Annotated in this window: 20 protein-coding genes; 3 read left to right on the top strand and 17 right to left on the bottom strand. The window is 58.8% G+C overall.

The window, feature by feature from the left end:
• Positions 1–7: 7 nt before the first annotated feature.
• From rsxA to VLM75_02660, 6 genes are read right to left on the bottom strand one after another with little or no spacing between them, the layout of a single operon-like run.
• Entirely contained in the window at positions 8–607 is a 600-nt protein-coding gene (rsxA, locus tag VLM75_02635) for an electron transport complex subunit RsxA (protein ID HSV95813.1), read from the bottom strand.
• 4 nt (positions 608–611) lie between these two features.
• Positions 612–1,205, bottom strand: coding sequence for an electron transport complex subunit RsxE (gene rsxE, locus VLM75_02640; GenBank protein ID HSV95814.1), 594 nt, complete (start codon positions 1,203–1,205; stop codon positions 612–614).
• A complete protein-coding gene (locus tag VLM75_02645) occupies positions 1,202–1,897 on the bottom strand; it encodes an FMN-binding protein (GenBank protein HSV95815.1) in 696 nt (231 codons plus the stop codon). Before VLM75_02645 ends, rsxE begins: the two co-directional genes overlap by 4 nt.
• 12 nt (positions 1,898–1,909) lie before the next feature.
• On the bottom strand, positions 1,910–2,989 hold the full coding sequence (locus VLM75_02650; protein HSV95816.1) for an RnfABCDGE type electron transport complex subunit D: 1,080 nt from the start codon (positions 2,987–2,989) through the stop codon (positions 1,910–1,912).
• 24 nt (positions 2,990–3,013) lie between these two features.
• Entirely contained in the window at positions 3,014–4,342 is a 1,329-nt protein-coding gene (gene rsxC, locus VLM75_02655) for an electron transport complex subunit RsxC (GenBank protein ID HSV95817.1), read from the bottom strand.
• A gap of 3 nt (positions 4,343–4,345) precedes the next feature.
• A complete protein-coding gene (locus VLM75_02660; GenBank protein ID HSV95818.1) occupies positions 4,346–4,627 on the bottom strand; it encodes a hypothetical protein in 282 nt (93 codons plus the stop codon).
• Between the two features lie 299 nt (positions 4,628–4,926).
• On the opposite strand from VLM75_02660, the gene VLM75_02665 reads away from it, so the two are divergent.
• Positions 4,927–6,492: a radical SAM protein gene (locus VLM75_02665; GenBank protein HSV95819.1), complete on the top strand. Its 1,566-nt coding sequence runs from the start codon at positions 4,927–4,929 to the stop codon at positions 6,490–6,492.
• On the opposite strand, the gene VLM75_02670 is transcribed toward VLM75_02665, so the two are convergent.
• From VLM75_02670 to VLM75_02685, 4 genes are all read right to left on the bottom strand, one after another.
• Positions 6,489–7,445, bottom strand: coding sequence for a diguanylate cyclase (locus VLM75_02670; protein ID HSV95820.1), 957 nt, complete (start codon positions 7,443–7,445; stop codon positions 6,489–6,491). The genes VLM75_02665 and VLM75_02670 overlap by 4 nt on opposite strands.
• On the bottom strand, positions 7,446–11,471 hold the full coding sequence (locus VLM75_02675) for a histidine kinase N-terminal 7TM domain-containing protein (GenBank protein HSV95821.1): 4,026 nt from the start codon (positions 11,469–11,471) through the stop codon (positions 7,446–7,448).
• A gap of 108 nt (positions 11,472–11,579) precedes the next feature.
• A complete protein-coding gene (locus VLM75_02680; GenBank protein ID HSV95822.1) occupies positions 11,580–12,521 on the bottom strand; it encodes a hypothetical protein in 942 nt (313 codons plus the stop codon).
• A gap of 191 nt (positions 12,522–12,712) precedes the next feature.
• Positions 12,713–13,567, bottom strand: coding sequence for a hypothetical protein (locus VLM75_02685; protein HSV95823.1), 855 nt, complete (start codon positions 13,565–13,567; stop codon positions 12,713–12,715).
• Positions 13,568–14,003: 436 nt separating this feature from the next.
• On the opposite strand from VLM75_02685, the gene VLM75_02690 reads away from it, so the two are divergent.
• Positions 14,004–14,558, top strand: a complete 555-nt coding sequence (locus VLM75_02690) for a diguanylate cyclase (protein HSV95824.1) — start codon at positions 14,004–14,006, stop codon at positions 14,556–14,558.
• Positions 14,559–14,616: 58 nt separating this feature from the next.
• On the opposite strand, the gene VLM75_02695 is transcribed toward VLM75_02690, so the two are convergent.
• From VLM75_02695 to VLM75_02710, 4 genes are all read right to left on the bottom strand, one after another.
• The gene (locus VLM75_02695) at positions 14,617–16,347 is read right to left on the bottom strand and encodes a diguanylate cyclase (GenBank protein HSV95825.1); all 1,731 of its coding nucleotides are present in this window, start codon (positions 16,345–16,347) and stop codon (positions 14,617–14,619) included.
• Between the two features lie 307 nt (positions 16,348–16,654).
• Positions 16,655–17,308 (bottom strand): hypothetical protein, encoded by a 654-nt coding sequence (locus VLM75_02700; GenBank protein ID HSV95826.1) that lies wholly within the window; start codon positions 17,306–17,308, stop codon positions 16,655–16,657.
• 153 nt (positions 17,309–17,461) lie between these two features.
• On the bottom strand, positions 17,462–18,040 hold the full coding sequence (locus VLM75_02705; GenBank protein ID HSV95827.1) for a TetR/AcrR family transcriptional regulator: 579 nt from the start codon (positions 18,038–18,040) through the stop codon (positions 17,462–17,464).
• Positions 18,041–18,359: 319 nt separating this feature from the next.
• On the bottom strand, positions 18,360–18,821 hold the full coding sequence (locus VLM75_02710) for a hypothetical protein (GenBank protein ID HSV95828.1): 462 nt from the start codon (positions 18,819–18,821) through the stop codon (positions 18,360–18,362).
• 618 nt (positions 18,822–19,439) lie between these two features.
• Between VLM75_02710 and VLM75_02715 the strand changes: the two genes are divergently transcribed.
• Positions 19,440–19,757 (top strand): hypothetical protein, encoded by a 318-nt coding sequence (locus VLM75_02715; GenBank protein ID HSV95829.1) that lies wholly within the window; start codon positions 19,440–19,442, stop codon positions 19,755–19,757.
• 14 nt (positions 19,758–19,771) lie between these two features.
• On the opposite strand, the gene VLM75_02720 is transcribed toward VLM75_02715, so the two are convergent.
• The 3 genes from VLM75_02720 to VLM75_02730 all read right to left on the bottom strand — a co-directional run bounded on the left by VLM75_02720 (position 19,772) and on the right by VLM75_02730 (position 23,083).
• The gene (locus tag VLM75_02720; GenBank protein ID HSV95830.1) at positions 19,772–20,299 is read right to left on the bottom strand and encodes a hypothetical protein; all 528 of its coding nucleotides are present in this window, start codon (positions 20,297–20,299) and stop codon (positions 19,772–19,774) included.
• 84 nt (positions 20,300–20,383) lie between these two features.
• On the bottom strand, positions 20,384–21,040 hold the full coding sequence (locus VLM75_02725) for a nucleoside triphosphate pyrophosphatase (GenBank protein ID HSV95831.1): 657 nt from the start codon (positions 21,038–21,040) through the stop codon (positions 20,384–20,386).
• 3 nt (positions 21,041–21,043) lie between these two features.
• On the bottom strand, positions 21,044–23,083 hold the full coding sequence (locus VLM75_02730; protein HSV95832.1) for a bifunctional (p)ppGpp synthetase/guanosine-3',5'-bis(diphosphate) 3'-pyrophosphohydrolase: 2,040 nt from the start codon (positions 23,081–23,083) through the stop codon (positions 21,044–21,046).
• Positions 23,084–23,222: the final 139 nt, after the last annotated feature.

Below are 23,222 nucleotides of genomic sequence, written 5' to 3' on the forward strand. Positions count from 1 at the left end.
AAACGGACTATATCTTCATTCCCGAGAACCCGAGGAACGCCATTGCCATGAGGCCCGCCACGATGAAGGTGATGGGAAGCCCCCTCAAGTTTTCGGGTATGTCCGCGATCTCGAGGCGCTCGCGGATGCCGGCTATGAGGAGGAGCGCCAGTGTGAAGCCGAGCCCCGCGCCGAGGCCCTGCACGACGGCCTTTAACAGGCCGAGGTCGCCGGAGAGAAAGCCGGCCTCGGTATTGAGCACGGCCACGCCCAGCACCGCGCAGTTGGTGGTGATGAGCGGAAGAAATATCCCCAGCGAGTGATAGAGCACCGGCGACACTTTTTCTATCACCATCTCGACGAACTGTACCAGTCCCGCGATGACGAGGATGAACGCGATTGTGCGCAGGTACGCGATGTCGAACGGCAGCAGGATGTACCTGTAGATTAGGAAGGTGAAAAACGAGGCCATCACCATCACGAAGATGACGGCGAGTCCCATGCCCAGCGCAGAGTCGAGCTTTTTGGAAACGCCCAGGAAGGGACACAGGCCCAGCATCTGCGAGAGCACGTTGTTGTTTATGAAGATGGTCGATATAAGTATGACGAAGAGAGCCTTTATCTCCACGCTGTTACCTCCTTTTCCGCGACTTGAGCGCGTTCATGCCCCACAGCATTATGCCCAGGGTAAAAAAGGCCCCCGGCGCGAGGGTCATGATGGTGGCGGGCTCCATGCCGGGAATGAGGGTGTAGCCGAAGAGCCTGTTCGATCCAAGGATCTCCCTGAAGAAGGCGAGTACCGTAAGTGTGAGGCCGAATCCCAGCCCCATGCCCAGCCCGTCGAGGACCGAGGGCAGTACGGTGTTTTTCGAGGCGAACTCCTCGGCGCGTCCCAGGATGATGCAGTTTACCACGATGAGCGGGATGAAGATGCCGAGCGATTTATAGATGTCCGGCTGAAACGCCTTTAGCGTCAGCTCGACGATGATGACGAAGGTGGCGATGATGGCGATAAAAATGGGTATGCGGATGTGCGACGGAACCATCGACTTTATAAGTGAAACGAAAATGTTCGAGAAGATGAGCACAAAGGTGGCGGCCATCGTCATCCACAATGCGTTCGACACGGATGTCGAAACGGCGAGGGCGGGACACAGGCCGATGCCCAGAATGAGGATGGGATTTTTCTCCCACAGCCCTTTCGAGAATTCCCGGTAGTAGTTCATCGTACGGGTGCCTCCTGCGCCTTCGCGTGTTCGTCGAGCGCCATTTTCAGGGTCCTCACGCCCTCCTCGATGCTGTCCTTTACGACCCTGGTGGTGATGGTGGCGCCAGTTATTGCCGAGACGCTGTTCTTCCGTAAAAGTTCGTCGCGCATCGCCTCGTTCCAGTCTCCCTTCTTGACGATTTCGATTTTTGTGGCCGCGTTCAGCCCCTTAAACTGTTCCTGGAACCATGGAGACGGCGCTTCGCCGCCCTCGTGCGCCCTGCCGGTTATCGCCTGGAAGAAGGTCGCGCTGCTTGCCGCCTCGAGCACCCTGTCGCCGAGGCCGGGGGTTTCGGACTGGCGGATTATCGAAATACCAAGCACCGTGCTTTTTTCGTCAACGCCCACAATGGTGCGGATGGCCCCGCTATACCCTGGTTTTTCCGCGATAAAGGCATAGGCCCTGATTGTCCTGTTCCCCTCGGTCTTCTCGCCGATCCAGTAGGTGAAGTTGTATCCGTCCCCCCCGGCGCTCCGTTCTTCTCCGATCGAATAGCCCGGAAGCACGAGCGCGAGGGCGTTTTCCTGTTTCTGGCGCTCCTGTTTCTGGATGATGGGGTAGGTGATCGCATTGATGTGCGAAAGCGCAAAGGTCGCTACAAATGCGGTCAGCCCGAGAATGAACGTCGATCTGAGTATGGAAGCATTCATCTGTGCGCCCCTTCACGCGTGTTTCGTTCCGAAAACCCTCGGCCTGGTGAACCGGTCGATGAGCGGCACGGTGGAATTCATCAGTAAAATCGAGTACGAGACGCCTTCCGGGTATCCTCCCCACAGCCGTATAACACAGGTGAGCACGCCGCAGCCCACGCCGAAGACGATCATGCCCCTCGGCGTTACCGGTGAGGTGACCATGTCCGTCGCCATGAAAAAGGCCCCGAGGAACAGTCCCCCCGAAAGAATGTGAAAGAGCGTCGCCTCGGCGGCGTACGCGAAGCCCGTAAGCGAATAATAGGCGAACATGATAATGGCGACCGTGCCGATGTAGGTAGCCGGAATGTGCCAGGAGATGATGCGCTTGTAAAGCAGGAGGAGTCCTCCGACGAGCAAAAGCAGCGCCGATGTCTCGCCGACGCATCCGCCTATGTTTCCGATGAAAAGCGATTTGAGCATTTCGGGGGTGAAGAGCGTGCGGTACACGGCATCGGGCGCGACCCCAAGGTCGGCGAGGAGCCTGGGGCCGTCTTTAAGGGCGCCGAGCGGCGTCGCCTGGGTGATGATGTCGTAGGCCTGCTCCGGGAGCCCGGCAACGTTCGAGGCCGCCTGCGAGAGCACGTTGGTCGGCTCAAAGCGGTGCCAGGTCGTCGTCATGTGCACCGGCCACGAGGCCATCAGGAGCGCCCTGCCCGCCAGCGCCGGGTTGAAGATATTGAAGCCGATGCCGCCGAAAAGCTGCTTGGCGACGATTATCGCGAACGCCGCGCCGATCGCTATCATCCAGAGCGGTGCGTTGGGCGGTACGTTGAACGCCAGAAGTATCCCGGTTATTACGGCGGAGCCATCGGTGACCGTAACTGGTTTTTTCATTAGAAAGCAAAAGGCCGCCTCGGCCGCCACGCACACCGCCACCGAAACGGCGGTCAGCAGGAGCGCGTTCAGACCGAAGATGTACACCGAGTACGCCACCGCGGGGGCCAGGGCGAGCACCACCAGCCACATGATCGATTCAAGCGACTGGCCGGCGTGGATATGCGGCGCGTTCGACAGCAAGAGCCCGGGGGCTGCTTTTTTCTCATCCTGCATGGTCGTTGTTCACCCCCGGATAACCTATTCTTTCTGCCTGCGGCGCAGCTTCTCCTGCGCGAGTTTGATGAAGTGGTTAAGCGGCCTGCGCGAGGGACAAACGTACGCGCACGAACCGCACATGATGCAATCGAAGGGGTGCGACTGTTCGGCGAGGTCGAGCCGTCCCTTCTCGATGGCGTTGACCATGTCGGAGGGAACGAGCCCCGCCGGGCACACGGTCACGCAGCGCCCGCAGCGTATACAGGGCAGGTAGTCCAGGGAGCGCGCCTCTTCCCTCCCGAGTACCAGGATGCCCGAGGTGCCCTTGACCACGGGGATGTCCATGTTGTCGAGCGCCGTCCCGCACATCGGCCCGCCCATGATTATCTTGGCCGGCTCGGCGACGAGTCCGCCGCATTCCTCGATGACGTCCGAAACGCGGCTGCCCAGGCGCACCTTGTAGTTGCCGGGGTTCTTAACGCACGGTCCGGTTACGGTGACGTAGCGCTCGAAGAGGGGTTTGCCAAGCGCAACGGCTTCGCGGATTGCGAAGATGGTGCCTACGTTCTGCACGATGGTCGCCGCGTCCATGGGGAGTCCACCCGACGGCACCTCGCGACGCGTGAGGCTGTAGATGAGCTGTTTCTCGGCGCCCTGTGGAAACTTGGTCTTGAGCGTCGAAACCCGGATGTTTTCGGAGGGTCTGATCTCCGCGAGCTTTTTTTTCAGTGCCGCGATGGCGCGCGGTTTGTTGTCCTCCACGCCGATAAAGGCGGTGGTTATCCCGAGGATCTTCAGCGCCATGCGGACACCCTCGATGACCTCGCCGGGGAAGGTTTGCATGAGCATGTCGTCCACGGTGAGATAGGGCTCGCACTCCGCGCCGTTGATGATGAGCGCCTCGATAGGGCGGTTGCCCGGAGGGTGGAGCTTTACCTGCGTGGGGAACGCGGCCCCCCCGAGGCCGACAACGCCCGCCTCGGCAACGCGGTTGAGGAGCTCGAGGCCGCTCATCGATTCCCAGGCCGAGGGCTCGAGGGGCTTGCCCGAGGTCGAAAACGAGCCCTGCGCCTCGATCACCACGCACATTCCCCGCTTCGAATACACGGTGGGGTGCTCGGATATCCCCACTACCTTGCCGGGCACCGAAGCGTGCACGTTCGCGCTGATATAACCGTCGGCCAGACCTATGAGCTGGCCTTCGTGTACGATTTCGCCCGCCTCCACGATCGGCCTGGCCGGCTTGCCGATGTGCTGCTGGAGCGGGATGTAGCAGAGTTGCGGGACCGAGAGGTTTGAAAAGGCCTTCCCTTCGCTCTGGCGCTTGTTTTCGGGCGGATGTATCCCGCCCGAAAAGGTGGTAAGGGCCATGGATTACCCCCTGGTCGAATAGATCTCGTCTTTGATCGGGAGTTCTTTCCTGAGGTTTTTTATATATGGGAAGAGCTCGCCGGCGTCCACGAAGCTGTCGCAATCGTCCATGATACGCCGGGCGACCGTGAAATATTTATAGAGCTTTTCCTCGCCGGAGCGCTTCACCCATTTTTTCTTGAGGCACTTCACCCTGAGTACGTACCGGTCGGGCTCGGATTCATACTGGCGTATCACGATGCAGTTCTGACAATTTGCGCAGAAAATCTTCTCTTTTACCATCATTCACCTTCTTGACGCTGTGTTCGCGGTTGTCGGGCCTGATATTCTGTTAAAATCCATAAAAATTGTCGTAATACAACAAAGGAAGCCTCGTAACGCCGCGAAGCTCTTATATAGGAGCCGGCACCCCCGGGCGTCAAGAAAATTTTTTATTTTAGCGGGTATTTCGCGCACGCCGGTCTGTCCCGTAAAGTTCCCGTTGCGGGGGATAAAAAATACCCCGGCGGTTTTATTTTCTTTACAAAAAGCCTTTCCCAAATGGATATTTTAAACCGCCTCTATATCAAGCAAAGGTAACGCCGATGAAGGTCTTGCTCATAAATCCGCCCTATCCGTTCGAGGAATCACCCACTCCGCCGTTCGGGGTCATATCGCTCGGGGCGTACCTGGAGCGCGAGGGAGTCGAGGTGCTGGTCGAGGATTATATCGTACAGCCATATTCGCGTGCGCGCGTCCGCGAAGTGCTTTCCGCCTTCCGGCCGGACGTGGTCGGTTCCACGGCGGTCACCATGAATGTGAAGCGCGCGCTTTCCATACTGCGCGACTACAAGGAAGAAAATCCCAAAGTGATTGCCGTGATGGGAGGGCCCCACGTGAGCTTCGACGCCGACGCCATACTCGGCGGCCACCACTTCCTGGATTACATAATCCGCGGCGAGGGCGAGATCACCTTCACCGAAATGCTCCGCTCGCTCGAGACCGGTTCGCCCCCCGAAGAAGTGGAGGGCGTTTCGCTCCGTTCGAATGGCTCGGTGCGGCACAACCCCGACCGACCCCTCATCCCCGACATCAACGTGCTGCCGTATCCGGCGAGGCACCTTATCTCGCTCTCGCGCTACCGTGCGCTCGGCTTCCCCATCAACATGGTCACCTCGCGGGGCTGTCCCAACAAGTGCATATTCTGCGTCGGAAGCCGCATGGTGGGCCGCAAGGTCCGCTACCTCGACGTGCAGCGCGTTGTCGACGAGTTCGAGCTGTTGTCGACCATGCGCTTTCGGCAGATCAACATCGTCGACGACCTCTTCACCGCCAACAAGAATCGCTGCATCTCCATCTGCGAGGAGATCGTGCGCAGGGGCATACGTCACCGCTGGACCGCCTTCGCTCGGGTCGACACGGTGTCGAAGGAGCTCCTCAACTCCATGAAGACCGCCGGCTGCACCACGCTGTGCTTCGGTATAGAGAGCGGGAACCAGGAGATACTGGACCTCGTAAAAAAGAACATCACGCTCGAGAAGGCGAAGGCGGCCGTGGACCTCTGCAACGCGGCGGGGATCGAACCCATGACATCGTACATCCTGGGCCTGCCGGGCGAGACGCCGGAGACCGTTCGCACTACCATGGAGTTCGCCCGGAATTTAAGCCCCATGTACGGCTACCACATCCTCGCGCCCTTCCCCGGCACCGAGGTGCGCGAGAAGGCCGCCGAGTACGGCATGCGCATCCTCACCGACGACTGGGACCTCTACGACGCCAACCGGTCGGTCGCCGAGTCCGTCCACATGTCGCACGAGGAGATCGACCGCATCGTAAACGAGTTCAATGGGGGAATACGGCGCTACGTCGAGGCCATCGGCGAGCGGAAGAAACGGGGTGAAGGCATCTCGAGCACCGACGAGGACATGCTGGGAGGCATCCTTTCATTCGATTTCAGCGAGAGGCTCATCTCGGGACAGGTAGTGGAGCGGTACCCCGGACTTCCGGACGGGGCGACGGATAAAATTGTGATGTCGGATTTCGCCGCCTTTGTGGAAAGAGAAATCGGCTACGGTATCGCCGATGTCGAGCGCGAGCTCGCGCGCCTGTCGGCGCTCGAGTGCATCGGAATCGACCGCGCCGGTCCCGCCTCGAAGGTCGCCTGGGTTTAGGCCCGGGGGCGGGCGGCGACCACGCAATTCTTGGTGGCCCGTTTGCCTTCGTACATCGCCCCGTCGGCCCTGCTGATGTTGGCGTCGAGATCGATCGAGTGATCGTATTCGGCCACGCCAATGGTGACCGTCACCTTCAGTTTATTACCTTTGAACTCCGGCCTGCCCGCCTCGACGGCCGCGCGCAGCTTTTCGGTTACCGCCATCGTGCCGTCCATCGTCAATCGCGGAAATATCAACAGGAACTCCTCTCCACCCCAGCGCGAGGCCATGTCCTCCTTCCGCACCGAGGAGACGAGGATGTCGGCCACGCTTTTGAGGACCACGTCGCCGCCCTCGTGGCCGTGGGTGTCGTTGAACAGCTTGAAGTCGTCGATGTCCGCCATCGCCAGCGAGAAGGGCTCGCCGTGGCGGGACGAGCGCGACAGCTCGGACGAGAGGCGCTCCAGCGCATAACGGCGATTCGCCAGGCCAGTAAGCGGGTCGATCCGCGCCATCACCTCCAGGCGCGCGCGCACCCTGTTAAGCTCATCGTTGCGGCGCTCGAGTTCCTCCGCGTACGAGCGCAGGTCCAGGCGCGAGCGTCGCAGTTCGAGATGGGTCCGGATCCTCGCGAAGAGTTCGCGGGGATTGAAGGGCTTGGTGATATAGTCGTGCCCTCCCGCCTCGAAGCCCCGCACTATGTCGTTAGGTTCGCTTTTTGCGGTTATAAAGAGGACAGGAATATCGGTCGTCGCCGGTTCGTTCTTTAAAGTGGCGCAGATTGCATATCCGTCCATGCCTGGCATCATGACGTCGAGCAAAACGAGGTCGGGAAGTATTTCCAAGGCGCGCTTTATGGCCTGCCGGCCGTCGGTCGCGGTGTACAGGTCGTAGTCGTCCCTTAAGAGCTCGCCCAGCACACGAAGCGGGGTGGGGGCGTCATCCACGATCAGTATCTTTTCCCTGCCCATTCAGGAGCGTCCTCCATTCAGTTTTTTTTCCAACCTGGCGATAAGCGATATCGCCGACTCATTGTCGAAGCGCGCGAGCGCATTGTCAAGTTCGGCGAGGTCCTTGGGCGCGCGCCCCGGCCACGCTCTCTTAAGCGCGGCGAACGTGTCGAGCGCGCCGTAGCTCCCTGCGGCCGTTTCGCGTTGTAGCCGCGCGAGCAGCCCGAGCGCTTCTGCCGGTCCTGTCGAGGGAGCGGCATGTTTTATTTCGTCATCTTTCAGGGATGGGGCCCGGTTGGCAAGCACTACGCCGAGTTCACGGCCGAAATCAGAAAGCGGGGCGGCGATATCGGCGCCGCCGTCGGCGATCACCTTCTCGAGGGCGGCGGCGGACTTCTGCAGTCTGAGCGCTCCGAGCGTACCGGCCGAGCCGTTGATGGAATGGGCGAGCCGACGCGCGTCGTATGTCTCGCCGGCCTCCAGGTGCTTGCCGATCACGGCCGGGGCGTTCGCATAGAGATCACAGAACTGCGCGACGAGCTGCCGCAGAAAGCCCTCGTCGCCGCGCATCCTGTGCAGCGCGAACTCCATGTCAATTCCGCTTAACGCAGCCCCGGCTTCGGCAGGGTGTGTTTCCTTGACGCCGGCGGCGTTTTCAGCGGCCGTGCCGGGACCGAGCCATCGGGAAAGCGCGGCAAAGAGCGCGTCCGGGTCCACGGGCTTGGGCAGGTGATCGTTCATTCCGACCTCAAGGCACCGGTCGCGGTCGCCTCTCATCGCATAGGCGGTCATCGCCACGATCGGAAGGTCCCTGTAGCGCGCGTCGGCGCGGATCCTCGTCGTCGCCTCCAGGCCGTCCATCACCGGCATCTGCACATCCATGAATACAAGGTCAAAGAGTCCCTGTTCGAGCAGTTCGATCGCCCGGGCCCCGTCGACCGCCTCGACCACGTCTATGCCCTCGGGCTTAAGAAGTTCACGTACCACCTGGCGGCTGATGGGATCGTCTTCCACCAGGAGCACGGCCTTGCCCGTATATCGCGCCTTCGCCGCAACGGCCAGTTTGTCGCCCCGGACGCGTTCGGGGCTTCGCCCGCTGATTCCCAGCGCTTCCATCACGCTTTCGAGGAGGACGGAGGGAGTAACCGGTTTGGGCAGAACGCGTCGTACGCCGACCTTGCCCGAGCGCTCCCTGACGATATCGGGATCGTACGCCGAGACGATGATGATCTCGGGAACGCGCATCTTCTTTGAGAGGGCGCGGATGCGCGCGGCGGTTTCGATGCCGTCGAGGTCCGGCATCTTCCAGTCGATGAGGGCCAGGTCGAAGAAGCCCGGAGGGTTCCCCTCTATAAGGGAAAGCGCCTCCGCTCCCGAGCGCGCGGTCGTAACGGTGAACCCGAAAAATGTGAGGCTTTCGTCGAGTATCTCGAGCGAAGTGTCACTGTCGTCGACCACAAGGAGGCGAAGCTTTCCGAATTCCGCCGTGCGCCGCAGCGCCGGCTCGCCGGGCTTCCGCATCTCGAGCGGGACGGTAAAATAAAAGCGCGATCCGCTCCCCGGAACGCTTGTAAAGCCTATCTCTCCGCCCATGAGCTCCACGAGCCTTTTGGAAATGGAAAGCCCAAGGCCCGTGCCTCCGTAGCGGCGGGTGATGGCGGTGTCCGCCTGCGTGAATGACTGGAATATCTTTGCCTGATCCTCCACGGGTATGCCGATGCCCGTGTCGCGCACCGTGAACCTGACGGAGATCCGGCGGTCGGCACCGTCACCGGGGCGCACCGGCGCCTCGACGCGCAGCACCACCTCGCCGTGGTGAGTGAACTTGACGGCGTTGCTGAGCAGGTTGAAGAGCACCTGCTGCAGTCGCAGCGGGTCGCCGCGGAGAGCGAGCGGCATGCCCGCAGTTATATGCAGAAAAATCTCGAGTCCCTTTTCTTCGGCGGGGCGGCCGAGCACGGCGAGAAGGTTTTTCAAAATATCGTCGAGCGAGAAGTCGACCTCTTCCAGTTCGATGCGCCCGGCCTCGATCTTCGAGAAATCAAGCAGGTCGTTGATTATACCTGAAAGCATCTTCGCCGAAGCGCCGATCTTGTCGAGGTAATCGCGCTGCCTGTCGGTAAGGCCGGTCTTGAGGGCCAGGTGGGCAAGGCCGATTATGCCGTTAAGCGGGGTGCGGATCTCGTGGCTCATATTGGCGAGGAATTCGCTCTTAACGCGGCTTGCCTCTTCGGCGGCCTCCTTGGCCGCGCGCAGGGCGTCCTCCACCGCGACGCGGTCGGTGATGTCGGAGATCAGGCCGATGATCGCCTCCGTGCCGCCGTCGGTGTTGCGTATGGGCGTCACCGAGAGGCTGATCCAGATGATGGTGCCGTCGCGCCGTATGTAGCGCTTATCCATCTGGTACGCGTCAACCTCGCCGCTCTGCAGGGCCCGCAGTTTTTCGCCGCTGGCGCGCATGTCGTCGGGATGCGTTACCTCGGTGACGTACATTCCCTCGAGTTCGTCCACGGTGTAGCCCAGCATGTCGGCCAGGGCCTTGTTGACCTTGAGGAACCTGCCGTCGGCGTTGACGAGGTCCATGCCGGCGCCGGCGTTGTCGAAGATTGCCGAAAGACGCTTTTCTCGCTCGGTGAGCGCGGTTTCCGCGCTCTTTCTTTCGGTGATGTCGATGATGACTCCACGGGTTCCGCGAAGGAAGTCGTCGGGATCGATGGAGCAGGCGTTGACGATGACGGGGAAGGTCGTGCCGTCGGCGCGCATGGCTTCGAGTTCCAGGTTCAGGGCGATTCCGCGCGTCGCCAGCATTCTCCTGATTAAAGGCCACTTCTCCCGTGCCGCCGGTGAAAGAATGTCGACCGTTCGAAAATCCCCGGGGAGAATGTTCTTCGATGAAAAGCCGAACATGTCCATGGCGGCCCTGTTGACATAGGTGATTCGCGCCTCGGAATCGGACTCGTATATGCCTATTGGAAGAAGGTCCACCAGGTCGCGGAAACGCTCCTCGCTCGCGCGCAGGGCTTCTTCGGCGCGCCGGCGCGAGGTCACGTCGCGCAGCACCAGCATTCGCCCGGGAGGGGCGCCGGGCCGTGCCGGGAGTGGGTTGATATCGAGCTCGACATGCCGGTCTCCAAGCCGGACAAGCGTTGCCGAAACAACCCCCGGCGTGATCGCCGCCAGCAGTTCCGGGTGGTTCCCCAGGGCCCCCCCGGCCGTTTCGCCGATTGGCGCTTTCCCCTCGAGGCCGAGTATCCGCATGGCGGCGGGATTGATCTCGACGATGCTCAAATCGGACGAGAGCGCGATGATTCCGTCCTTCATGATCGAGAGCAGGGAATCGCGCGAAACGGGACCCGACGACAGAAACCGGAAGCGGGAAACGGCGAGCGACAGAATGAGACCGGTAACGGAAAAAGCCGCGGGGGTGATGTCAAGGCCGGGCACGGGCGAAAAGCCCGCCACGTACACGATGTTCCCGGCGAAGGGCGCGAGCGAGCCCAGAAGGAGCAGGCGCGTCTGCATCGAATACAGGTGGTTCAGGCGGACTGCGGCGCGGGCGAGCATCACGATGGCCATTAAAATGAGAAGGTAACTGTATGCAATCTGGAAGAAGAACCAGGGACCATGGCCGAAAACGCCGGTCGTTCCATACGCGGTCTCGGTGGGAGTGATGGACGACCACACCAGGCCGTGCAGGTGGTTGGTGGCCGCCAGGGCGATTGACAGCATGGGAACGATGAAGAGCGCATACCGCCACAGCCGGCCGACACGCGCTTCGAGCCAGGTAAAGGAGAGGACAAACAGAAAAAAGAAGACCGGGGTGGTCTGGCTGCCCAGGTACGAGACAACCGACCAGAACTGCATATGGCGACTGTCGGGAACCATGTGCACCATGGCCTCGGTGACGGCCCACAGGCATACCGCGGCCATCAGCAGCGCCATATAGCTGTTTCCGCGAACGTCGCGCCGGCGCCACGCGCGGACTGCGAGCGCGACTGCGAGCAGGGCGGGGACGGCGTGTATAAGCAATATCGGGCCTGGCTGCACGGCGATTCGCCTTCCAGTGGACGGGTAACGTTCTTCTATTATTCGAGTATAATGGAATTTCCCACAGGGGGCAAGTAAATTACGTGGTGTCGGTAGTCAGGATTGATATTACGGTCCGACGGTAATGCCCGTGGGTGTGTTTGAAAGCCGTAGAAACCGCTCTATGCCCGAATTCGGCCTGTCCAGATCGGCCCGGTAGATGCTGTTGTCGCCGCTCGAGGTCCAGTATATTTTTCTCTCTTTTAAGTCAAGGGCGAGTTTCTGCATTTCAAATCCCGAGGCGGCCACCCAGTCAGTTCTATTATTGACATTGAGATCGGCCCGTCTGATGGACAATGCCGCGGTAGTGTTGTTCACATAATAAATATGTCCGCCGCTGCCGTCGACTGCAATGCCGCTGAAGGGAATTGATGGGTCTGTGAATCCGTTATCCGTAATCGGCCACACGACTGAATTGATGGCATCAAGCTCGCCAGCGTACACCCGCCCGGTGCTGCCACTGCCGAAGGCGAGAGGGTAAAGGTTCCAATATGATCCCGCTGTATAATAAAATTTCCGGTTTATCGCATCGATGGATATACCGTATGCATATGGACGAGCGGGATCGTCAATGGACCACCAGCCCTGCTGCCCCGTTGCCGGAATTGTAAGGTTCGCGCGATTTATTTCAAGACGGTCTGGGGCTGATCTGTAACGATTCCAATAGATTTTCCTTCCTGCCGGATCTATGGCAATGGCGGTTGGTCCATGGTTCAGAGAACCTGGTACATCGATGTAGAGTTCCTCGCCGTCGCCGTTCAGTCCGATCCGCCTGATCTGGTATCGGCTTCCGGTGAACTCGGTCCAGTACAGTTTTTTCCCATGCAGGTCGAGGGCGACATCGAGGGGAACGCGCGGCGCGAGGCTCACGATGGTTCGCATTCCGGTGCCGTTGGAGCGGATCACAGTTATATCGCCGTCCGACTCGGTCCAGTATATGGAGCTATCATCATCCAGCAGTATTTCGAATTCCGATCCGCAGTTAAGCAGGGCGGATGCGAAACAGAACATGATAGCGATACATCGTAACAGATACATGGCTCCCGGTCTTCTGGGTATATTCTCGGACAATTACGGGACATCAGTTTAAAATAATGCCAAACAATGGGAACACCAACACAAACAGTGCTATTAACAGAGTCGTTGCATAACCCTGGGGGGGTGTCTTGGGCCTTACAATAAATCCTTAGTTTTTGAAAGATTTAAATTGAGAAGCGATAACCCAGGCCGATGCCAAGACCCATTCCATACAGCGGGACGCTGCCGTCATAAATGTAGTCAAGCCTGATCTGGGGAAAGACGACGGCGTTATGAATAACGAATGTCGGTCCTGTGATACAGCCGGCGTGCCATTTGAGCGCCGCGACCCTCTTGTACCTGTTCTCGACAGTATAATGGCCGATGCCCAGTACCGGTGAAATCGTATACATGAAGCGGATGTCTCCGATTGAAAAAGGGAATTCCCACACCGGCCCCGATGATACGCGTGGGCCATTAATAGACTTGACGCCTTTTTTCGAGGTAAAATATCCGACCTCGCTTCGAATTCCGGTGATCCCCGTATTTTTGATGTCGGGAACCCACTTCGTAAGGGCATCGCTTTTCAGCGGGACATCCGCCGTCAGCATGACGCCGGAGCTGTGAGGCATTATTCCGCCCAATTTCCCGGCGTTGAAAATATAGAACGGTGTAAGCATCAGTGTATACTGCACCGGAACGATTTTCTCTCCGCCCTTATCGAGTTTCCGGTCTTTGGCCCTCTCGAGCCCCGCCCGGTAGTTATTTTTCACCTCATTTTCATCAACACGTTTACCCTTCTTCTCGAATATCGATAAATCCTCCTTATAGCTGTCAGTTTCATGGATTTCCTTTATCTGCGCCATGTCAATGATGAAGACGCCGTGGTAATTTCCAAATATGATCTGTTTCGTTTTCTTTTCCAGTATCTTACCGTTGAGAACCATATCGTCCTTCGTTACGATTATGTCCGCATGGAGGCGGGAAAATGGAATATAAAGGAGGGCGATCATGGAAATGAAAAGCTTCTTCACATACATTGTTTTAGCTTCGCTCTGATGCGCGCTTAGTATTTGTTTACACTGCGTCCCATAAAATTTACGGGTAAATATAAATGCCATTATCCACCTGACGGTCTGCCAGATGGAGAGCGCAAACCATTCAAAGATCCAAGCGCAAGTGAGATTAACAGCGTATTCACATGTGGAGAGGTTCTCTCACGAATGCAACCATTAATTTTTGGATATGATTTTAAAAGGATCACCAATAAGCACTCCGGCGAAAAGGGTCTTCGGGTCTTGTCAATGCGAAATCGCATGAGCATCATGCTTCTTGTACGGACAGCAGAGAAACAAGGTCCTGGAGATATCGCCTGTTCTCTGCAAAGCAAAACGAATCTGCGGTATCATCCGGGACTGGAATCCGTTTCGCGCAATAATTTATTCTGTGCCCCGAAAAATCGACCAGCGGAAATATTTGGAAGGACCTTTCGCCGGCCCCGCCCCGGGCGAGTCCTTCGGTGAACTCGAATTCCTCGAGAACGCGCCGCGCAAAGCGGCGGCCTTCATCGAGGAGGAATCGGTGCTTCTGCGCTTTCCCGCGGTGGGCATCGCGATGGCCGATCTTCTCCGCGACTACCCCTATGTCGCCGCGCGCATGCTCCACCGGTTACCCGGGATTATCGCCGGGCAAATATGGAACGTCAAACAGCTCCTCAACGAAAGGACCGGCCTTTGCAACGAGACCTCTCCGCGCGGGGACTTCGTCAACCTCCTGCCCCGTCCCGGCGGCGGGGCGGCGCTCCTGATGATAAAGCCCGACAACTTCAAGGAGATCAACGACCGCTACACTCACGAGGCGGGCGATCATGTATTCAAGCTCATGGCGATCTTTCCGCAGTCGGAGCTCGGGGAGAACGATATCGGCGTGCGCCACCGTGGCGACGAGTTCGCCGCGGTGCTGGCCGACGCGGGTCGCGATGAGGCGCTTGAGCGTTCGCTCGCCAACCGAGGTCGCGCCGGCCCGTCCTGAGCTTGTCGAAGAAAGGTGGGAGGATTCGTTTAGCAACCGGCAACCAGCCGGTCCCCCGCTACGTCGCCGTCCTGTTCTTCCCCATTCGTTTGGCCAGGTACATGGCCCTGTCGGCGCACTCGAGGAGCGCATCGGCGGTATCGCCCTCGGCCAGCTCGGCAACGCCGAGGCTGACCGTGACGGTTTCGACCTGTTTTTTACCGGTGATGAGGGGCTCGGCGGCGAAGCGCGTGCGTATGCGCTCGGCCGTGCCGAGCGCATACGCCTTCGTGGTGCCGGGCATGATGATAACGAACTCCTCGCCGCCGTAGCGGCATGCCACGTCGACCTCGCGCGTGACGGCCCGGATGGTCGCCGCCAGGCGCATTAGGACCATGTCGCCGAAGCCGTGACCGTTGCGGTCGTTGACCGCCTTGAAGTCGTCCAGGTCGAGCATCACAAGCGAGAGCGGCTGCGCCAGGCGCTGCGAGTGTTGAATCTCGCTCTCGAGCTTGCTCTGCAGATAACGGCGATTGAAAAGCCCCGTGAGGCTGTCGGTGATGCTGAGCTCCATGTAGCGCTTCTGCGACTTCTCGAAAAACTCCTTTTCCTCCTTGAGCGTCCGTATGCGGTCGGCCAGCGCGAGTGACAGCAGGAGCGATTCCGCCGCCATCCCCAGAGCCACGCCGTTCACGCTCCAGAATGCCACCGGCAGCACCTTAAGTCCCATAAGCGCGAAGGTCACCCCGCCGCTCGCGAGAAACGACCACGCCAGGATGTAATACCTCGCCGGCGCGAAACCCTGCCGGAGGCGCAGCAGTGCCGCGACGATGACCGCGATGGGCAGCAGCAGCCCGCCGACATGCGAGAGACCGAATGCCGCGCGGTGCCATCCGATGACGCCCGCCGCCCCAACGAGCGCGCCCATCGAGGCGAGCGCTCCCATGACCACGTTGACGCGCGGGAGGTTCTTTCGGAGGGAGAGGAACGACATGGAGAAGACGCCACCCCACAGCTGCACGCCGCCCACCAGCACCCACAGAAGGCCGAGGTCGACCCCGGGAGACCGGCCGAAAAACATTTTGGTGTGCCCCTGCACGTGGAACTGCCAGGCGAGCGCGGAGGCCATGTACAGGATGTAATACAGGTAGGCCCTGTCCCTCAGCGAGGCGAAGATGAAGAAGTTATACGCGATCATGCCGAGGAGGATTCCATAGATGATACCGAACGCCAGGAAGTATAAAACGTCCCGCTGCCGGAGCGCGATCGTGCGCCACAGGTTGAAGCGTACGGTAACGTCCATCGAGCTTTCGAGGCGCAGATACAGGTGCGCGCCGTGCGGCACACCCGGCGGAATCTCGAAGAGATAAAAGCGCGAGGATATCACGTCCTTCCGCGTCGGGCGAAGCGAGCCGGTATGCGCGACGGTATAGGTATGCGCACCTCCGGGGGCCCCGAGCGGCAGATACAGGTCGATTTTTTCGAGGATGATGGAGAAGCTCGGCTCAACCTCGAATACGCATCCGGCGGCCTTTTCGTCCAGGCGGAAGCGCAGCCACACGCGCGGCGCGGCGCGTGTTATATCGAGGCGCGGTCCCTCGAGCCGGGTGAAACGATCGGCGTTTCCGGGCGATGTTATTTCGTCGATCGAAAGGGGATGGTCTGCTTCAATGAAGAACTCCACGTCGGGGCCCGCAAGTCGCGAAACGCCGCCACTGCCGGGAAACATGGCATCGGCGGCGCGGGCTGCGGCCGTAATGTCGCAGCAAAGTATCGCGACGATGAGGTATGAGCGTTTTAATCCCGGCATCAGGTTCCCGGCTGCTCCTTGCATTCGCGTGCGGGATCATCGTACAGGGCGGGGCCGGGCATGTCAATCATTGATTTGGGAGCGTGTTGTCGCGGCCGCTCCCTGAAAGCAGAGTCATATTTTAATAAATGGTCCTGTATTGTAATGCCCAACAATGCCAGTCATGTCGAAATGAGAATGAAGAAAACAAACTGCCTTAAAAAGCCGGGACTTCCCCCGCCCGCGGCGAAGGAAGTCCCGATTACGCGAGGCATTGAGGCTGTTGTAATAAAACCGCGTGCTCAGGCTCGGGGAAAAGCCGCGTTTTTCAATACACCCATCCCATAACCCCCAGGCCGATGACGTTCATGATGATCGCCACGACATAGAGCGACGAGATGAAGATGACGCGCTTCTTCGTGGTCTTGAGCCACAGCATGAATATGATGGCCGCGAAGAAGTGAAAATAGCCGATAAGAAGGATCAGCCAGATGCCGGCGAAGCTGCGGTTCCAGCAGGCCCAGTCCCACACCAGGAGTCCGCCGATGTTGAGCAGGCATTCCACGAAAACGCTGAACGCGGTGAAGCCGATCGCCCAGAACCATTTTTCGGGAAGGCCCAGAATCTTCTGGTTCTGTCCCTTCGACAGGGTGTGGTAGTAGATGATTCCCGCCAGCGTAAACATGAACATGATCTCGATGTTCCATCCCACCATGGTGCGAAGCGCCGTGTCACCGGGCGTGGTCCAGAAGGCCGAGTAGCCCGAGAGCACCATTACCCACCCGTTCCACGTCTCGTTGACGAAGTCCATGCCGAACAGGGTGAGCCCGGCGAAGACCGCCTCCCAGTTGCCGCCCTCCCGCGCCTTTTTGATCTCGGTGGCGTAGATGTACATCACGATCGCCAGGAGCGGAATGACGTACCATTTGAGCGTCGACAGGTCGCGCAGACCGTCGAGTGCCTGAAGCGTTGCTTCCGTCATAAAATCCTCCCTTGTATCTATCGGGCGCGGCGCGGGGTCCGGCGCGGCCGGATTTCCCCGTGTCGAGTCCCGTGATCGGCCCCTTGCGGGACCGTTATGCGCGCCTTAGCGCCGTTCCGCGGGCGCGGCACCGGCGCTTTGCGTCTCCGGGCCTCACCGGCACAGCCCCCGGAGGATGAGCCGCAGGCCCTCCCGGAACATCTCCTCGACGTTCCCCCCTTCCTTTTTGACGTACGCCCTGATGAGGAACATGATATACACCGAAAACAGGAAATCCGTCGCGCGTTCCACGTTCATCTTATGGAACGATTTTTCCCGTACGCCCTGCGCCAGGATGTCCCTCATGATCCGCATCGCTGCGTCGTTGACGTCGCGAAACCGGTCCTCATCGGGCGACAGCGTGAAGATGTCGGGATCGCGCGAGAGGATCGCCGTTATGTCGCCGCGGTCGCGCAGGTACTCGAAGGAGCGCTCCGCCATCACGGCGAACTTCTCCGGCGCGCGATTCTCCGCCGCCACCGCCAGCGCCACGGACTCCCGCCAGCGGTCCAGGGCGCTTCGCACGGTCCTCTCGTAGAGATCCTTCTTGTTTTTGACGTAGAAATAAATGTTGCCCGGCGTCATGCCGAGTTTGCCGGCCACGTCTTCCAGGGTGGTCTTCTTGTAGCCGTACTCCGCGAAAAGCTTCAGCGCGGCGTCGAATATCCGGTTTTCTTTTATCGTTCTGCTCATGGCAGTTGGCGCATAACCGGGCGATAAAACGGTTTTTCCCAGCCGGCGGCGGGGAAAAACCTTCTGTTCCCGGGATTTATAACAGGCCTGTCGGGACAAGGAACAGACCATGTTAAATAATTGAATACATTCATAAAATATTCAATTATTGTCAAGCAATTTTCAAAACGCACCAAACGTGATCTCAATGCGCGACGGCGCCGGGCCCAATGCGGCCGAATCGGTATGCGGGGGATGCGGCGGATTGATTGCGCGACGGGAAAGGCGGCGCCGGGGATAAGGTGGGTGCGGGGCGGCGCGAAACCGCCCCACCGAAGCGCTAATCCCTCTTCGTGCGCTGCCTGGGTCCCGGCGACTCCGTCTTTTCTCTGGCCGGGTAGGTGATAATGATCGTCCCCACCCCGTGCGAGCCCTTGCCCAGGTTTGAAAGCAGGACCACATATTCACCGCCGGTCCGGGTGAGCTCGCCAGCGTCGACGGGGTAATTGATGGATGACTTCGTTTTAAACCGTTCCTTTTTCTTGATGTATCTGTCCGGTATATTGTTGGTCTTCTCATCCTGAATGCCTTTGGCCTCGACGATCCATACCTTGAAGGGTGAGCCTTCGCCGCCCTTTATTTTGCCGCCTCCCACCTCAATGTTCGCCGTAATGAGGCCCGGCTCGTCGAGCTTGATCGGAAACTGGACAGAATACGGATCTCTCTCCCCTCCCGGGGCCTGGTACAGGGTGAACCTGTGGGTTTCGGTCTTCTCCAGACGCTCCTGTCTGGCGGCGGTCACGCCGGTCTCGGTCATAAAGATAAACAGTAGGTATGTTAGGGAAATACACAATGCGGTAAGGAACTTTTTCACTTAGTGCCTCCAAAATTTGATTTGATAGTGTTCCGATAGACATGGAAAAGATATCATCGGAGAGCGGTCAAGTCAAGCGGCAACCGGGGTGACGGGAAAAGCATTTTTCAGGCTGTTGCCGATATTTGGGAATTGTCATCAAAGAAAAGCAAATCATTGCCTGTGGAATCGATAAAGGAGCCGGGCAGGATTATTGGAGATGAGAAACTGGTTATCATTGATGGCGCAAAACAGCGCAAAAACAGGCCAAAAGACAAGAAAAAACCGAAGGGGCGAGGGTTGACGAATTCTCAGAAAAAAAAGAAATGGAAGACCGGCCGCGTCCGTGCGAAAATCGAAAATTCTTTCGCGGGGGTCAAACGATTGCGTGTCGCGGTGTATGTTTCGCGGTCGCAACGGGATTGTTTCGTGGATTTGATATTCATGTTATCATGTGGAACATGGAACTTTTATCTTCGGGCGGGATGATAGTTAAGAAACAAGTCTATTATTGAAAAATGATCAGCAAGGTGATGGAAAGCTTTCGGGAGGAAAAGGTTGGCGCTAATGCTTGGTGAGCATATGCTCGGCCGGATGGTACGCAAATACGCGAACCGCTGCCGCAGGCCGGCGATTTATTTTTTCCGCGACCATCACGGGCATGAGGTGGATTTTGTCGTTCCGGTGGGGGGAAGGCTCGGGCTCTACGAACGCAAATGGTCCGAGGATCCTTCCGCGGACGCGCCGTCGTTTGCCGAGTTCGAAAAGGCTATCGGCGCGAAAAACATACTCTCACGAAGCATCATCACCCCCGGCGGGAACCCACGGAAAAAAAGCGCAGTATTAATCGAAGATAGCATAGAGATATCGAGCCTGGAGGCGTGAATCGGGTGTGGTCTCTATCTCCTTTCCTTTAACCTCTCCACCATCTCCCCGAACAGCGCGTAAAACTCCTTGAACTCGTCGTTCTTCCTCAGCGGCCGGGGCGACGGATATTTCCCCGCGATTATTTCCTTCATATATCCGGACATCACGTAAATGGGTCCCGAGATGTGGTGGGTCTTCCTTATAAGAGCGATGAAGAGTATGGCTCCCTGGGCCAGTATGAATACGACGATTCCCCGGAGGAGCGCGTTGTTCTGCGCGATGATCTTCTCCATGGTGGCGACGTTCTGCGCGTGTATCCCCGAAATGTTTGCAATCGGCAGGTTCTCGGCGCCTGCGGCTTCCTGAGAAAAGGCGAGGAGCGCCTCCACATTGTTGTTGTAGAGCACGATGATATTGTTGAGCCGCCGGTTGTTCATGCTGATGTTGGCGCTGATGGCGGCGACGATAACGGCCGACACAAGCAGGATGACGGCGATGATAGAAAATGCGGTCTTAAACTGGAACTTTTTATCGAGGACGTACTTTTTTCGCTGTGTCATGGCGCATGCCCCTCGCGGAAGTGGGGCGTCCAGGCCGCCCCCGGTTGAATGGATAGCACGGCGGGGCGGATTTGGTCAATCCCTTTATGGGTTCGCCGCGGCGCCGCGCGTCCGCGGCGTGCCGTCCGGACCGTGGAGCAACAGTTCACCGGCGCCCGATTCGACGAGCATTTTATAAAAGAGCCGCAGCGGAAAGCCGATAACGTTCGAAACCGAGCCCTCAACGCGTTCGATGATCATGCCGCCGTGCTCCTGCGCTGCATAGGCCCCGGCCTTGTCCAGGTACTCGATGCGGCCGAGGTAGGCGACGAGCGAGGGTGCGTCGAGCGGCTTGAACGTGATGTCCGAGCGCTCGATGCCGGTCGCCGTCACGTATCGCCCTCTTCCGTCGCCGGCGCGCCACAGGCCGAGGGTGATGGCGCTTATCACCTGGTGCGTCCGTCCCGAGAGGCGTCCGAGTATCGAGAGCGCGTCGTCAAAGCCGGAGGGTTTGCCGATGATCATGCCGCCGATTGTAACGATGGTGTCGCCGGTGATGACGAGCGTTCCTTCCGGCCCGCTTTCGACAAGCGGCGCGAGCGAGCGCATCTTGTCGGCGGCGACGCGCGCGGCGTACGCCTCGGGCGCTTCGCCGGGGAGGGGCGTTTCGTCCGCGTCGGGCGACATCACGCTGAAGTCGTCGAAGATGTCGCGCAGCAGCTCTTTTCTGCGGGGCGAGGATGATCCGAGTATTACGCGCATGGCCTATTTCACGAGGACCTTTTCATTGAGCTTCTGGATCGAGGTGATGTTCTTCAGCCGCTTCAACCGGCCGATGATATCCCTGAGGTGCGCAAGGCTTTTCACCTCCAGGACCAGCTTGATCACCGCGTTGTCGCCGGCATGCACCGTGGCCTCGACCTTGATGATGTTGGTTTTGCAGGTGGCGAGCTCGTCGGCGACGTCTTTGAGGAGGTTCGGCCGGTCGATTGCCTGGATCGAGAGCTTGACCGGGTAGGTGTTTTCCGATCCTTCCCAGACGATGGCAATAAAGCGCTCCTGTTCATTTGTGAGCCGTTTGAGCGAGGGGCAGCTCTTTTTATGTACGGTGATGCCCCTTCCGCGCGTAATGAAGCCCACCACGTCGTCGCCGGGAATGGGCTGACAGCACTGCGAGAGTTTGATGAGCACGTTCGACGTGCCGTCGATCGAGAGCGACATCTTCTTCTGGCGGGAGATGCTTTTTATCTTGAATAGCTCGGTCTCGGGGATCGATACCTCGGCCGTTTTTTCGGTCTTTTTCGTCTCCGGCGGCGCCCCGGGCTTCCGCTCGGTCTCCTTTTCCCTGCGCAGCCAGTTGCGTATCTTGTAGCGCGCGTTGGACGATTTGACAAACTTCAGCCACGACTCCGACGGGTGCCCCTTGGGGCTGGTAAGCACCTCGACGATGTCGCCGCTCTTTATCTCGGTCTTGAGGGGCACGAGCATGTTGTTGACCTTGGCGCCGACGCAGCGGTTTCCGACCTCGGTGTGGATGGCGTAGGCGAAATCGATCGGTGTTGCGCCCTTGGCGAGCTTCATGATCTTTCCCTTGGGGGTGAAGACGAATATCTCGTCCTCGTAAAGGTCCATCTTCAGCTCTTTCATGAACTCGCGGCTGTCCACATTTTCCTTCTGCCCGGCATCGGCGCGGGGGATGTTCTGCATAACGTGGAAATTTTTGAACGCGCGCTGGTGCAGTGAGTCCCTGTCCTTGTAGAGCCAGTGCGCGGCGATTCCCATCTCGGCGGTGGCGTGCATGTCGTAAGTGCGGATCTGGAACTCGAGCGGCAGGCCGTCGGGGCCTATTACGGTAGTGTGCAGCGACTGGTACATGTTCGATTTCGGCACCGCGATAAAGTCCTTGAAGCGCGAGGTGATCGGAGACCAGAGCGTATGGATGACGCCGAGAATGCCGTAGCAGTCCTTTACCTCGGCGGTGATGATGCGGATGGCGCGGAGGTCGAAGATGTCCTCGAAGCTCTTGCCCTGGATCTTCATCTTCCGGTAGATGGAGTAGAAGTGCTTCGCGCGGCCGGTGATCTTGGCCTGGATGTCGAGGCGCTTTAACTGCTGGTCCAGAATGAAACGCAAATCCTCGATGAACTCCTCGATCTCGGTCTTGCGCCGGGCCACCTTGGCGGCGATCTCCTCGAACTCGCCCGGGTGGAGGACGTGGAAGGCCATGTCCTCGAGCTCCGCGCGGATCTGCGACATGCCGAGCCTCCCGGCCATCGGCGCGTAGATGTCCATCACCTCGCGCGCGATACGGACCTGTTTTTGCTCGGGCTGGAACATGATGGTGCGCATGTTGTGCACCTTGTCGGCGAGCTTGATGAGGATCACGCGGACGTCCTTGATGGTCGCCATCAGCATCTTCCTGATGCTGTGTACCTGATCGTTGTAGCGGGTCTTCTTTTTGAGCGAGGATATCTTGGTGACGCCGTCGACCAGAAGCGCGATATCCTCGCCGAACCGCTCCCTGATGATTTCGAGCGAGACGGATGTGTCCTCGACCACGTCGTGCAGCAGCGCCGCGGCGATGGTGGTGGTGTCCATCTTCAAATTCGCCAGAATGATTCCGATCTCGAGCGGGTGAACGATATAGGGTTCGCCCGAAAAGCGTTTCTGGTCCCGGTGGGCCTCGCTCGCGTATTCGTACGCCCTCCTGATCAGATCGAGGTCCCCTTCCGGATTGTTCGCCTCGATCGCCGCGAGGAGCGCGTGGATGTCGCGGCTCTTTATTTTCAGGTCTATTTTCGACATCTGCCGGTAACGATCCCGCCGTATTAGTGGAATAACGCACACCCGTACTGCCACTTTACCACCGCGCGGACGGCGTTTCAACCATTAATCGCGTCGCGCGTTCCCGCTTCTTTCGGGTGAGAATTAAATTTCGGGAAGA

The organism is Spirochaetota bacterium, from assembly GCA_035477215.1.
Classification (GTDB): domain Bacteria; phylum Spirochaetota; class UBA4802; order UBA4802; family UBA5368; genus MVZN01.

What these genes read in the sequence shown, in the direction of transcription:
- rsxE (HSV95814.1), bottom strand. Translation starts at nt 1,205, where the DNA reads ATGAACTACTACCGGGAATTCTCGAAAGGGCTGTGGGAGAAAAATCCC.
- VLM75_02645 (HSV95815.1), bottom strand. Translation starts at nt 1,897, where the DNA reads ATGAATGCTTCCATACTCAGATCGACGTTCATTCTCGGGCTGACCGCA.
- VLM75_02650 (HSV95816.1), bottom strand. Translation starts at nt 2,989, where the DNA reads ATGCAGGATGAGAAAAAAGCAGCCCCCGGGCTCTTGCTGTCGAACGCG.
- rsxC (HSV95817.1), bottom strand. Translation starts at nt 4,342, where the DNA reads ATGGCCCTTACCACCTTTTCGGGCGGGATACATCCGCCCGAAAACAAG.
- VLM75_02660 (HSV95818.1), bottom strand. Translation starts at nt 4,627, where the DNA reads ATGATGGTAAAAGAGAAGATTTTCTGCGCAAATTGTCAGAACTGCATC.
- VLM75_02665 (HSV95819.1), top strand. Translation starts at nt 4,927, where the DNA reads ATGAAGGTCTTGCTCATAAATCCGCCCTATCCGTTCGAGGAATCACCC.
- VLM75_02670 (HSV95820.1), bottom strand. Translation starts at nt 7,445, where the DNA reads ATGGGCAGGGAAAAGATACTGATCGTGGATGACGCCCCCACCCCGCTT.
- VLM75_02680 (HSV95822.1), bottom strand. Translation starts at nt 12,521, where the DNA reads ATGTTCTGTTTCGCATCCGCCCTGCTTAACTGCGGATCGGAATTCGAA.
- VLM75_02685 (HSV95823.1), bottom strand. Translation starts at nt 13,567, where the DNA reads ATGTATGTGAAGAAGCTTTTCATTTCCATGATCGCCCTCCTTTATATT.
- VLM75_02695 (HSV95825.1), bottom strand. Translation starts at nt 16,347, where the DNA reads ATGCCGGGATTAAAACGCTCATACCTCATCGTCGCGATACTTTGCTGC.
- VLM75_02700 (HSV95826.1), bottom strand. Translation starts at nt 17,308, where the DNA reads ATGACGGAAGCAACGCTTCAGGCACTCGACGGTCTGCGCGACCTGTCG.
- VLM75_02705 (HSV95827.1), bottom strand. Translation starts at nt 18,040, where the DNA reads ATGAGCAGAACGATAAAAGAAAACCGGATATTCGACGCCGCGCTGAAG.
- VLM75_02715 (HSV95829.1), top strand. Translation starts at nt 19,440, where the DNA reads ATGCTTGGTGAGCATATGCTCGGCCGGATGGTACGCAAATACGCGAAC.
- VLM75_02720 (HSV95830.1), bottom strand. Translation starts at nt 20,299, where the DNA reads ATGACACAGCGAAAAAAGTACGTCCTCGATAAAAAGTTCCAGTTTAAG.
- VLM75_02725 (HSV95831.1), bottom strand. Translation starts at nt 21,040, where the DNA reads ATGCGCGTAATACTCGGATCATCCTCGCCCCGCAGAAAAGAGCTGCTG.
- VLM75_02730 (HSV95832.1), bottom strand. Translation starts at nt 23,083, where the DNA reads ATGTCGAAAATAGACCTGAAAATAAAGAGCCGCGACATCCACGCGCTC.